The sequence below is a fragment of the Roseibium sediminis genome, from assembly GCF_008711325.1.
GTDB lineage: Bacteria > Pseudomonadota > Alphaproteobacteria > Rhizobiales > Stappiaceae > Roseibium > Roseibium sediminis.
Genome location: NZ_VXDB01000005.1, coordinates 95,493 through 106,638, shown reverse-complemented (window position 1 = coordinate 106,638; position 11,146 = coordinate 95,493). Strand labels below are relative to the sequence as shown.

At 57.0% G+C, this 11,146-nt stretch carries 11 protein-coding genes; 4 read left to right on the top strand and 7 right to left on the bottom strand.

Going from position 1 to position 11,146, the window contains the following annotated elements; translation table 11 throughout:
* Positions 1–88: 88 nt before the first annotated feature.
* The 6 genes from sucD to F0155_RS06580 form a co-directional block, all read right to left on the bottom strand.
* Positions 89–997 (bottom strand): succinate--CoA ligase subunit alpha, encoded by a 909-nt coding sequence (gene sucD, locus F0155_RS06605; protein WP_150523705.1) that lies wholly within the window; start codon positions 995–997, stop codon positions 89–91.
* Positions 997–2,196, bottom strand: coding sequence for an ADP-forming succinate--CoA ligase subunit beta (sucC, locus tag F0155_RS06600; RefSeq protein ID WP_150523704.1), 1,200 nt, complete (start codon positions 2,194–2,196; stop codon positions 997–999). The genes sucD and sucC overlap by 1 nt, the downstream gene beginning before the upstream one ends.
* 68 nt (positions 2,197–2,264) lie before the next feature.
* Positions 2,265–3,227 (bottom strand): malate dehydrogenase, encoded by a 963-nt coding sequence (mdh, locus tag F0155_RS06595; protein ID WP_150523703.1) that lies wholly within the window; start codon positions 3,225–3,227, stop codon positions 2,265–2,267.
* A 167-nt stretch (positions 3,228–3,394) separates the two neighbouring features.
* Entirely contained in the window at positions 3,395–4,555 is a 1,161-nt protein-coding gene (gene zapE, locus F0155_RS06590) for a cell division protein ZapE (protein ID WP_150523825.1), read from the bottom strand.
* A gap of 488 nt (positions 4,556–5,043) precedes the next feature.
* Positions 5,044–5,829: a DUF7662 domain-containing protein gene (locus F0155_RS06585; protein ID WP_150523702.1), complete on the bottom strand. Its 786-nt coding sequence runs from the start codon at positions 5,827–5,829 to the stop codon at positions 5,044–5,046.
* 76 nt (positions 5,830–5,905) lie between these two features.
* A complete protein-coding gene (locus F0155_RS06580) occupies positions 5,906–6,436 on the bottom strand; it encodes a protease inhibitor Inh/omp19 family protein (protein ID WP_150523701.1) in 531 nt (176 codons plus the stop codon).
* 179 nt (positions 6,437–6,615) lie between these two features.
* Here F0155_RS06580 and F0155_RS06575 point away from each other — a divergent pair, with 179 nt between their 5' ends.
* Positions 6,616–7,209 carry a GNAT family N-acetyltransferase gene (locus tag F0155_RS06575; RefSeq protein ID WP_342212474.1) on the top strand — a complete coding sequence of 198 codons (594 nt, stop codon included), beginning with the start codon at positions 6,616–6,618 and terminating at the stop codon, positions 7,207–7,209.
* A gap of 13 nt (positions 7,210–7,222) precedes the next feature.
* Here the strand turns inward: F0155_RS06575 and F0155_RS06570 are convergent, their stop codons facing one another.
* Complete coding sequence (locus F0155_RS06570) at positions 7,223–7,597, bottom strand: low molecular weight phosphatase family protein (RefSeq protein ID WP_150523699.1); 375 nt, start codon at positions 7,595–7,597, stop codon at positions 7,223–7,225.
* Positions 7,598–7,984: 387 nt separating this feature from the next.
* Between F0155_RS06570 and F0155_RS06565 the strand changes: the two genes are divergently transcribed.
* The 3 genes from F0155_RS06565 (at position 7,985) to F0155_RS06555 (ending at position 11,131) form a co-directional block, all read left to right on the top strand.
* A complete protein-coding gene (locus F0155_RS06565) occupies positions 7,985–8,362 on the top strand; it encodes an MAPEG family protein (RefSeq protein ID WP_150523698.1) in 378 nt (125 codons plus the stop codon).
* Between the two features lie 113 nt (positions 8,363–8,475).
* Positions 8,476–10,359 carry a DNA helicase RecQ gene (gene recQ / locus F0155_RS06560; RefSeq protein WP_150523697.1) on the top strand — a complete coding sequence of 628 codons (1,884 nt, stop codon included), beginning with the start codon at positions 8,476–8,478 and terminating at the stop codon, positions 10,357–10,359.
* A 127-nt stretch (positions 10,360–10,486) separates the two neighbouring features.
* Positions 10,487–11,131, top strand: coding sequence for an outer membrane protein (locus F0155_RS06555; RefSeq protein WP_150523696.1), 645 nt, complete (start codon positions 10,487–10,489; stop codon positions 11,129–11,131).
* The last annotated feature ends 15 nt before the right edge of the window (positions 11,132–11,146 follow it).

The window sequence follows — 11,146 nt, the reverse complement described above, 5'->3', positions numbered from 1 at the left end:
CACGCCATTGCGCGCCACATTCGCATCCTGTCATCAAGGCAGGGCAATCGTAAACATCTAACGACCACCCTGCCAATTTAGTCCACTGTTAGCCCTTGAGGACTTCCAGAAGGGTTTCGCCAAGCTTCGCCGGAGACGGAGAAACCTTGATGCCGGCCTCTTCCATCGCTGCGATCTTGTCTTCAGCACCGCCCTTGCCACCGGAGATCACGGCACCTGCGTGACCCATGGTGCGGCCCGGAGGCGCCGTACGACCTGCAATGAAGCCAGCCATCGGCTTCTTGCGGCCCTTCTTGGCCTCATCCTTCAGGAACTGGGCTGCTTCTTCTTCCGCAGAGCCGCCGATTTCACCGATCATGATGATGGACTGGGTCTCGTCATCGGCCAGGAACATTTCCAGGACGTCGATGAACTCGGTTCCCTTGACCGGGTCGCCGCCGATGCCAACCGCCGTTGTCTGGCCGAGACCAGCATTGGACGTCTGGAACACGGCTTCATAGGTCAGCGTGCCGGAGCGGGAGACAACACCCACAGAGCCCTTCTTGAAGATGGAGCCCGGCATGATGCCGATCTTGCACTCTTCAGGGGTCAGGATACCCGGGCAGTTCGGACCGAGGAGACGGGACTTGGACTTCTCCAGACGCGCCTTGACCTTGACCATGTCGGCAACCGGGATGCCTTCGGTGATGCAGACGATGAACGGAACTTCCGCTTCGATCGCTTCGATGATCGCTGCGCCCGCGCCTGCCGGCGGAACGTAAATCACCGATGCATCTGCACCAGTTGCCTCGCGCGCTTCGCCAACTGTGGCAAAGATCGGAAGCTTGGCATCGGCATCAAGACCGGACGTCCAGCTTTCGCCACCCTTCTTCGGGTGAACGCCGGCCACCATCTGGGTGCCGTAGTACTGGAGAGCCTGTTCCGTGTGGAACGTACCGGTCTTGCCGGTCAGGCCCTGAACGATGATTTTCGTGTCTTTATTGACGAGGATGGACATTATGCGCCCCCCTTCACGGCTTTCACGATTTTCTGGGCGGCGTCGTCGAGGTCATCTGCTGCGATCACGTTCAGACCGCTTTCATTGATGATCTTCTTGCCGAGTTCCACGTTGGTGCCTTCCAGGCGCACAACAAGCGGAACCTTGAGGCCGACTTCCTGAACCGCTGCAATCACGCCTTCCGCGATCACGTCGCAGCGCATGATGCCACCGAAGATGTTGACCAGGATGCCCTTCACGTTCGGATCGGAGGTGATGATCTTGAACGCTGCCGTCACCTTCTCCTTGGAAGCACCGCCACCAACGTCGAGGAAGTTTGCCGGCTCTGCACCGTAGAGCTTGATGATGTCCATGGTTGCCATGGCAAGGCCTGCGCCGTTGACCATGCAGCCGATGTCGCCATCGAGAGCAACGTAGGCGAGATCGTACTTGGACGCTTCGATTTCCTTGGCGTCTTCTTCGGTCTCGTCGCGCAGCGCCATGATGTCATCGTGGCGGAACAGGGCGTTGCCGTCGAAGGAGACCTTGGCATCGAGAACACGCAGGCGACCATCCTTCATGACGATCAGCGGGTTCACTTCCAGAAGCGCCATGTCCTTTTCGACAAAGGCCTTGTGCAGGATCGGGAACAGCTTCATGCCGTCTTCACGAGCCACGCCGTCCAGCTTCAGCCAGTCGCAAAGCTGCTTGGCGTTTGCTTCCGTAACGCCGGTATCAGGATCGATCGGCAGGTTATGGATCTTTTCCGGTGTCTCTTCGGCAACGGCCTCAATGTCCATGCCGCCTTCGGTCGAGACGACGAAAGCCGGTCGGCCAACGGTGCGATCGACCAGAATGGAGAGATACAGTTCACGCTCGATGTCAGCGCCGTCTTCGATATAGAGACGGTTGACGACCTTGCCTGCATCACCGGTCTGCTTGGTGACCAGCGTGTTGCCGAGCATTTCCTTGGCATGGGAGGTTACTTCCTCCAGAGAAAATGCAAGGCGGACACCGCCCTTTGCGTCAGCGGCCAGTTCCTTGAACTTGCCCTTGCCGCGTCCACCTGCGTGGATCTGGGACTTCACGACCCAAAGCGGTCCGGGAAGCTTCTTTGCAGCTGCCTCGGCTTCATCGGCGGAGAAGATGGCAACACCTTCAGCAACCGGTGCGCCATATTCCTTCAGAACCGCCTTGGCCTGATATTCATGGATATTCATGTGTTCCCCCGTTTCTGTTCGGAGGACCGCCCCTCAAGGGGCGGCCGACTAAGAATTGGCGGCGGCGCTTATGCCAGCGCCGGCTGGATCTTCTTGCAGGCCTCGACAAGACCGTCGACGGCGGCAACCGACTTCTCGAACATGGACTTCTCGTCGCCGTTCATGTCGATTTCGATGATGCGCTCGACGCCATCGGCACCGATCACAACCGGAACACCCACATAGGTGTCTTTCAGGCCATACTGGCCATCAAGAGCTGCTGCACAAGGCAGAACGCGCTTCTTGTCCTTCAGATAGCTTTCCGCCATCGTGATTGCAGCTGCAGCCGGAGCATAGAATGCAGAACCGGTTTTCAGCAGGCTGACGATTTCCGCGCCGCCATCACGAGTGCGCTGGACGATTTCTTCCAGACGCTCGGAAGTGAGCCAGCCCATCTTGACCAGATCGGTCAGCGGGATACCGGCAACGGTGGAGTAGCGGGTCAGCGGAACCATCGTGTCGCCATGACCGCCCAGAACGAATGCGGTGACGTCTTCAACGGAGACGTTGAACTCGTCGGCAAGGAAGTAGCGGAAGCGGGCGCTGTCCAGAACGCCGGCCATGCCGACAACCTTGTTCTTCGGCAGACCGGAGAACTTCTGCAGGGCCCAAACCATCGCATCGAGCGGATTGGTGATGCAGATGACAAACGCGTTCGGTGCGTATTTGGCAATGCCTGCGCCGACCTGCTCCATGACCTTGAGGTTGATTTCGAGAAGATCGTCGCGGCTCATGCCCGGCTTGCGCGGCACGCCTGCGGTTACGATAACAACGTCGGAGCCTTCGATCGCAGCGTAGTCATTCGCGCCGCCGAGCTTCGCATCGAAGCCATCGACCGGGGAGCTTTCGGCGAGGTCGAGCGCCTTGCCCTGAGGCACGCCTTCCGCGATGTCAAAAAGAACGATATCCCCGAGTTCCTTCAGGCCCGCCAGGTGAGCAAGCGTGCCGCCGATTTGACCAGAGCCGATCAAGGCAATTTTGTTCCGCGCCATGTCCGAAAGTTTCCCTTTACGTAAGATGGAACTTATGCCATCTTTAGATGACTACAGATGGCACTACTCCCTTTGTTTCCCGCGCGCAACCTCGTCAAAAGGATATTGCGCGTGATCTGTCATACTTTTTATAAAATTCCCTTCATGGTACATTCCCTTAACGGTAACTATACCTTGGATTGCTCTCGCCTCGTTTCACCCGCAAGATAAGCCTCGGACCTCATTTCGATGAGGCGGGATGCCGTGCGATCAAATTCAAACGCTTCCGTGCCATCACCGGAGATATACAAACCGGTCGGCTCGGCATCGGCAGAAACCACAAGCTTGGTTCCCGTGTCATACAAAGTGTCTATGAGATTGATGAACCGCTTGGCCTCGTTGCGCCGCGTGCGATCCATCACCGGAATGTTCTCCAGAAAGACGGTGCTGTAGGCATGGGCAATGCGCAGGTAGTCGCTGGCCCCGAGCGGCTGTTCGCACAACTCGGAAAACGAGAACCGCGCCGCACCGGCTGCGGCCGTGCGAACCGGGATCTTCCGTCCCTTGTTCTCCAGCTCCTCGGAATGCGGCTTCACGCCATGAGTGAGCCGCGCCCACAGATCGTCGACCCGTTCCTTGGCCTCATCACCAAGCGGAGTGATGTAGATCGGCGCTCCAGCGAGCTTCTCAAGCCGGTAGTCTGTCTCCGAATCCAGCTTGATGACCTTGGTCTTTGATTTCAAAAGCTCAATGAAGGGCAGGAACAGTTGCCGATTGAGCCCATCCTTGTAGAGATCAATCGGATCGCGATTGGATGTTGCGACGACAATGACACCGCGGTCGAACAACTGGGTAAAGAGGCGACCGAGGATCATTGCGTCGGCAATATCGGTCACCGCGAATTCATCAAAACACAACAGACGTGTTTCTTCGGCAATCTGCGCAGCGACCGGCGGGATCGGATCGTCACCCTTGACCTCGCCGCGCTTCAAGCGCTGCCGATAGTCATGAATGCGATCATGAACATCGGCCATGAATTCGTGGAAATGCGCGCGGCGCTTGCGGCGAATGACAGTGATTTCGAAGAAGAGGTCCATGAGCATGGTCTTGCCACGCCCGACGCCGCCCCACATGTAGAGACCCTCAACGGTCTTCCACAGATCCTTGTTGCGCCGAAAAATCCATCCGAGAGAACTGGACTTGGAGGCAAGGCGAACTTCGCCAAGCGTCGTATTCAACAGGTCCAGCTGGTAAACGGCCTCAAGTTGAGCGGGATCTTCCGTTATTTCACCCGCAGACACCAGAGCGGCGTAGCGGGCAGCAAGTGCGCGATTAACCGGTAGGTCCATCTTCAAGAAACCGCTCCCGTTCTGGCAGAGTGGGACAATCGCCTTATTGCCAAGGCTTGCCCGCTGCCATTTACCGGCGAAATAAGGTCAAAACGTCGCAGATGCAAGAATAGATTTGGCCTGCACAGGTGTCATGTTGTGACCTTGTCCAGAAAAGCTCGAGAGCACCTTTTTCCTGACCATTCAGTCACTTGACCGAAAAGCCCGGCGTTTCCCGACGCGACATGAACCGGTTTCACTAACTACGGAAAAAACGCGATACGCATGGTGACAGCCAATCAAATTGGCAGCATCGCTTTGGACTCGTGAACAGTTTGCCAGCGAAACGAATCACTTCTTGCTCGGACTGAACTTCGATTCAAGTCGCCCCAAACAAGAGACAGCGTCGTGGATGCCCGCATGAATTCACGCGCACCTTGCTGTTGATCCGCGCAACTACAGATCGCTGCACTGCCGACCGACAGCACAGCAATCCATACGCATCATGATCAGGTCCTGATCAAAGTGGCCTCACGACCGCTTTGAAGCTCCTGAATGTAGAGCAGCTGGGCAACCAGATCCCGCTCGGCAGCGTCATCGAAGTTGGCTTTTCGGCCGCGACCATCGGTCAGGATCCAGGCATTGCCGGGTTTGACGACGTCGCATTCGGCGGGAATGCTTTCAGACAGGTTCAGCATTTTCGCGAAACCTTCATCGAGCTGGCCGCAATCGGCACCATCCGCCCCCTTCATCGCCATGCGGATTTTCCGATAAACGGATTGCACCGCACTGGCAGGAAGAATGGTTGTCGTGGGAACATTGTCCTTGAGCGTCGTCAGGCGAATGATGCCGGAGGAGGCAGGAACGGAGCTTTCGGAGCACGGAACCTTCTGCACTTCCCCCATCGCCGTCCACTCGGCCCGCAGCGTGACCGTCACCGGTTGCCGCAAGGTGGCCATCGTTCTGGACAGTTGTTTTTCGGAGGCAGACCGGTTGTCACGGGCACCGCCATTGGCCCGACCATTCATTTCTGCCAGCGGGGTCCCACCGATCCGCAACCGCCGGAAGACGACAACGTTACGGGGCAGATCCGTGCGCTCGACGCGCCACCCGGCATCCAGCCAGGCATTCTGGTGGACCAGGCTTCCGCCGGAATTGGCCCACCATGTCCTGTGTTCCCTGGCGCTACGCGGCAGATTGGAACCCAGTATTTCTTCCACATCAGTTAGCTTGGCTGCCCAGACGACATCATCCAGGCGGGCCAGGTGTTCTCGCAATGGGTCATATTTAGACATGTTGCACAGCCTCTTTTTACATGCTGTAGTTTTACAGCTTGCGAGAGCGCCGTCCAGATATAATTACCTAAAGTTGCTAACGATACAGAGAAATCTGACCACCAGTGGACATCTGCCCATTAAATTGAGTGGGGGAAGTTGCGTAGAGTTGCGCCACAACATCGCCGCCGGCTGCTTTCAGAACAACCTGCTTTCCCGTCAGGCTCCATGCAGAGATGCCCTTGAGGGAGGGTGAATTGCAACCACGAGTATTGGCGCGATAGCCACCTTCCCATGAAGTCAGCGTCATGAATGCCATGCAGTTGTCTCCGCCGGCCGCCAGCTTCCAGCCGCCCAACATGTCGCTTCGACCAATTTCCAGAGCGGCAGAGGGCTCTGGCACCGGATTGGTTGCAAGGTTGACCGGCTCGGCAGTGGTCGGCTCGCTGACAATCTGGCCCGGAGGCGGAGCACCGGCGTCAATCGGTTGCAAGGTGCCTTGACCAACAGGAGTGGTCGGTGTTGCAGGAAGTGGTGCCGCGTAGTTTCCCCCGCCGGTCAGACGCTGGCATCCCGCCGTGGTCACAACCAGCCCGACCGCCAAGGCCACCTTCCAGTATTGTCGCATTTCGAATCAATCCTCATTCCGCATGTCCGCCACCAGACGTCTTAACCCAGATCATGCGTGAATGCCAAAAACTACAACGTGTTTCGACTAGCAGTATTGAAACCTGATTACATTATTCAGTATAGAGCGTTCTTCTCTTGCCGGTTTGGGGGGCTGGCTACTGTGTTGTTGGGATCCTTGTGGCCGTGGCTCGAACAGTTGCACCCCTCTTTGCTGAGCCTTTGGGCCAGTATCAAACAGCTTCTTTGCAATCCGAGGTTCGAACGCTCGGCGCGGATCAACTCGGCCTTTTTCAGGATCATCTGCTTCGCCTGGCTCCGTCCTGTCGCCAGGACCGCTTTAGCATGGAGGCGGGAGACCGCTTCATCCGGCAGTATGTGAACACAACCCGCGCTCTCAGCACCTCGATTGTTGCTCATCTCGAAAACGGTGTGGTGCGCGGTACTGCAGAACTTCGGCCCATGGCAGGGCATCGCGTGGCCGAAATTGCGTTGAGCGTTGAAAAGCCATGGCGGCGGCGCGGCCTTGGCACCGTTCTGCTTCGCCGGATCATCGGGGAAGCACAGGATCAGCGTGTCCGGCTGATTTATTTCCGCTTCCTCGCCGGAAACCTTGCAATGAAGGGCCTGGCTGCAAAATTCACGACAGACATGACCCTGGATGACATGGACGTAGTTGGACAGATCGATCCACGTCTTGATGTGCCGAAGACCGCTAATCAGCCATCCAGCATGGGGTGGGTGCGGCAGATCTATTCTGCGTTCTGGAATTGATGGCCCACATAGCCTAGCTGGCAAGCCGACGGTTTGAATTGTCCGACAACGGATAAAGCAGCTCTGAAACCCGATCGCGAATATCGCGAAAACTGTCCGCGGTCATGAAAAGGCTACCATCTTCGCGCAGGCCGACCGGCCAGACGTTGTAAACAACCTTCTTGCGCCAGTGTTCCGGCCTTTCGATCATCTCTGCTCCCGCCAGATAGATCACCCGGTCAGGAACCGGAGCATGAGGGAACATGAAGAACTCGACGCTCTTGGGCGACAAGGTATCGGAACCTATTTGTACAGATTTAAGCAACTTGCCCGCAGCGGGATGGATGGAAGAGCCGGGAACGTGGCCTGCGGAAAATGCGCGCATCACACCTTTGGACTCTGCGTTCAAGTACGCCTCGGCGATCAGGCTGAAAAAAGTATTGTCCGGACATACAAACAAAATCGTTGTGCCTTGCATTACCCCTCCTTGCCTGAATTCCGGCCCCGCACTCGATTACGCTACGTATACTAAAATTTGATCAATTTATTTTCAGCAACCAATAAGTGTATTTTCTTTTCCCCTGCATATCCCCGCCTTAATGCGGCATTGATGCCGCTGCGACGGCAAATCCCGAGCGGGTCAATCCTTTCTGACCAATTTCGCGGTTCAAAGGCCTGTCAGATTTGATAATGGTTCTGGTACAGCATTGTGACACGCCCGCGCGACGTGCAGCGGGTGATCGGTTTTCCAAAAGAATGTCCGGTCCATCTTCCCTGACCACTAGAGGTTCTGACCTTGTCTATTGCAATTTGGTGCATTCTCGTCGCGGCCATCCTGCCCATGCTCGCCGCCTTTCCGGCCAAACTGAACAAGGAGTTTGACAACTCCAATCCGCGAGACCCTGCCTTTTGGGCGGACGGCTTCCGCAAACGCGCCCAAAACGCCCAGTCGAACGGCTTCGAGGCATTTCCCGTTTTTGCAATCTCGGTCATTGTCGGACTGGGTCATGGAGGCGATCCGGTCTGGATCGACAAGCTTGCGGTCCTGTTCATTTGTCTGCGCGTGATCTACACGCTCTGCTACTGGACCGATCGCGCCACACCCCGGTCTGTTGCCTGGGCCATGGCCTATCTGTCGGTCATCGGCATCTTCACCAGCCCGCTCTGGAGCTGATGCTTCGGTTTTCCGCAGGTTAATTGGCCTTCGGGCCAATCAACCGACCGGTTCCGATTGCGCCCGATTCGCGAATAGGGGAATGTGGACCCGACCAAGGGACACCTCTATTCATGACCTCCACCCCACCCGCTCTTGACGAGAGAGTGGAACCGCTGTTCGGCTCCTCCAGAGGACATGCTCCGCGCGACCCGCATGACATTCTGCGGACGGTGTTCGGGTATTCAAGTTTTCGTGGCAAACAGGAAGACGTGATCAATGCTCTGGTGAGCGGGCGCGACGCGGTGGTTCTGTTTCCAACCGGTGCGGGCAAGTCCCTTTGCTACCAGATCCCTGCCCTTTGCCGAAATGGCCTTGGCATCGTCATCTCTCCGCTGATCGCCTTGATGAAAGATCAGGTCGGTGCCCTGCAAGCTGCCGGAGTGCGAGCTGCGGCACTCAATTCCTCGCTTGCCCCCGAAGAGCGCGACGACATTCACCGCAAGCTGCGCTCAAACGAACTTGATCTTCTCTATGTCACGCCCGAGCGACTGGCAACGGAAGGGTTCCGGCGGGTTCTCGACAATATCCGCATTTCCCTGTTTGCAATCGACGAGGCTCATTGCGTTAGCCAGTGGGGACATGATTTCAGGCCCGAGTACCTGTCGCTGTCGCTTTTGCCAGACCGTTATCCCGGTGTGCCGCGTGTCGCCCTCACAGCAACCGCAGACCCGCATACCCAGCGCGACTTGCAGGACAGGCTTAGACTGCAACAGGCGGAAGTCTTTGCCACCAGCTTTGACCGCCCGAATATCCGCTACGAGATCGTGGAGCGCAGCAACCAGCGCCAGCAGCTTCTCGACTTTCTGACCCGGCACAAGGGCGAGAGCGGGATTGTCTATTGCCTGTCCCGTGCCAAGGTTGAAGACATTGCCGAGTGGCTGTGCTCGAAGGGCATAAAGGCCCTTCCCTATCATGCAGGTCTGCCTGCCGAGACCCGCGCGGCCAATCAGGATGCTTTTCTTCTGGAAGAAGGGCTTTGCCTCGTCGCAACTGTGGCCTTTGGCATGGGCATCGACAAGCCGGATGTCCGCTTTGTTGCCCATCTGGACCTGCCGTCCTCGGTTGAAGCCTATTATCAGGAAACGGGGCGCGCCGGGCGTGATGGCGAGCCGTCAGAGGCCTTCATGGCCTATGGCATGGCGGATGTGGTCCAGCGGCGGCGAATGATCGCTGAAGGGGATGCGCCAGAGGAAATCAAGCGCGCCGAGCATTCCAAACTGAATGCTCTGTTGGGTATCTGCGAGACAGCCGGATGCCGCCGTCAGGCGCTTCTGGCCCATTTCGGGGAAACCTACCCGAAGCCTTGCGGGAACTGTGACACCTGCCTGTCACCGGTCGAAACATGGAATGGCACGGAAGCTGCTCAAAAACTGATGTCCGCCATTTACCGGACCGGACAACGCTTTGGCGCAGGCCATGTGATCGACGTTCTTCTGGGCAAGTCGACAGAAAAGACAGCCAAGTTTGGCCATGAGAGCCTGTCGGTTTTCGGTATCGGCGCTGATCTTGCGGCCAAGGCGTGGCAGTCGGTCACGCGCCAGCTGGTTGCCTCGGGGCGCCTTGATGTCGACCACCAGAATTTTGGCGCATTGATCCTGACCGAAGCTGCACGCCCCGTTCTGCGCGGGGAAGAAACCGTGGAACTGCGCCGCGATCGCACGACCAAAGGTCTGCGCAAGGCAAGTGGTGCCCGCCTATCCTCCATTGCCGAAGAACTGGACGAGGAAGACCGCTACCTGTTCGAGCGCCTTCGCCGCCTGCGGACGCAGCTGGCAAAGGATGCAGGTGTCCCGCCCTATGTGGTCTTCCCGGACGCCACCCTCGCCGGCATCGCCCGCTTCCGCCCGTCAACGGCCGATGACCTGCTATCGGTTTCGGGTGTGGGACAATCCAAGCTGGAACGCTACGGCGAAGAAGTTTTATCGCTGGTCGCGGAGTTCGAGGCAGGGATTTAGGATGGCAATCGATACTGCCCTCAAGGACCAACTCGTCATGCTATTTTGACGGGTGCAATTTTATATTTACCTTAATCGCTCATTGATGGGTCATCGAATTCCGTCTCGAGACACTTTGTGAGCCACGATGATCAAAATTTCCCCCGTTGCATTCGCATTGCTTGCTGCTACGTCCGGTTTTGCGGCTGCCGCTGACCTGCCAGTTTCCTATGAACCTCAAATCGACCTCCGCGGCTCAATTGAACCAACCACTAACCGCTGGCAAGGGTTCTATACTGGCGGGCAGTTTGGTTATGGATGGTTCAGAGGACAAGATAACCTCGGAAACCCGGGCACCAATTTGAGTGACGTAGTCGGCGGCCTTCATGCCGGCTACAATCACACATTTGGGCAGTTTCTGATCGGCATTGAGGCTGAAGGCAACCTGTCGGCTATCGAAGGCCGCACTTCTGTTGGCCTTGATGCAGAAATTAACTGGATGCTCGCAGGAAGGGCCCGAGCCGGCTTCATTTTCGATCAGTTTCTTGCTTATGCGACTACAGGTGTCAGTCTGGCCGAAGCCAGCCTCAAGGGGAACAAAGAGTCAACCAATACTCATACCGGTCTTGTAGTAGGCGGTGGCCTCGAAGCCTTTGTCACCGAGAGCCTGACTGCTCGCATCGAATACCAGCATCACTGGTTCGATGAGCAAACATACAATACGAACACAATCGACTATAAGGTCGACGGCCAGATGGATATTGTCCGCGCTGGACTTTCCTATCACTTCTGATCAGTAGACTATTTA

Bases quoted from the DNA above. Each gene is read 5' to 3' on its own strand.
- F0155_RS06585 (WP_150523702.1), bottom strand. From the start codon at position 5,829: ATGTCTAAATATGACCCATTGCGAGAACACCTGGCCCGCCTGGATGAT.
- sucC (WP_150523704.1), bottom strand. From the start codon at position 2,196: ATGAATATCCATGAATATCAGGCCAAGGCGGTTCTGAAGGAATATGGC.
- sucD (WP_150523705.1), bottom strand. From the start codon at position 997: ATGTCCATCCTCGTCAATAAAGACACGAAAATCATCGTTCAGGGCCTG.
- recQ (WP_150523697.1), top strand. From the start codon at position 8,476: ATGACCTCCACCCCACCCGCTCTTGACGAGAGAGTGGAACCGCTGTTC.
- F0155_RS06580 (WP_150523701.1), bottom strand. From the start codon at position 6,436: ATGCGACAATACTGGAAGGTGGCCTTGGCGGTCGGGCTGGTTGTGACC.
- F0155_RS06555 (WP_150523696.1), top strand. From the start codon at position 10,487: ATGATCAAAATTTCCCCCGTTGCATTCGCATTGCTTGCTGCTACGTCC.
- zapE (WP_150523825.1), bottom strand. From the start codon at position 4,555: ATGGACCTACCGGTTAATCGCGCACTTGCTGCCCGCTACGCCGCTCTG.
- mdh (WP_150523703.1), bottom strand. From the start codon at position 3,227: ATGGCGCGGAACAAAATTGCCTTGATCGGCTCTGGTCAAATCGGCGGC.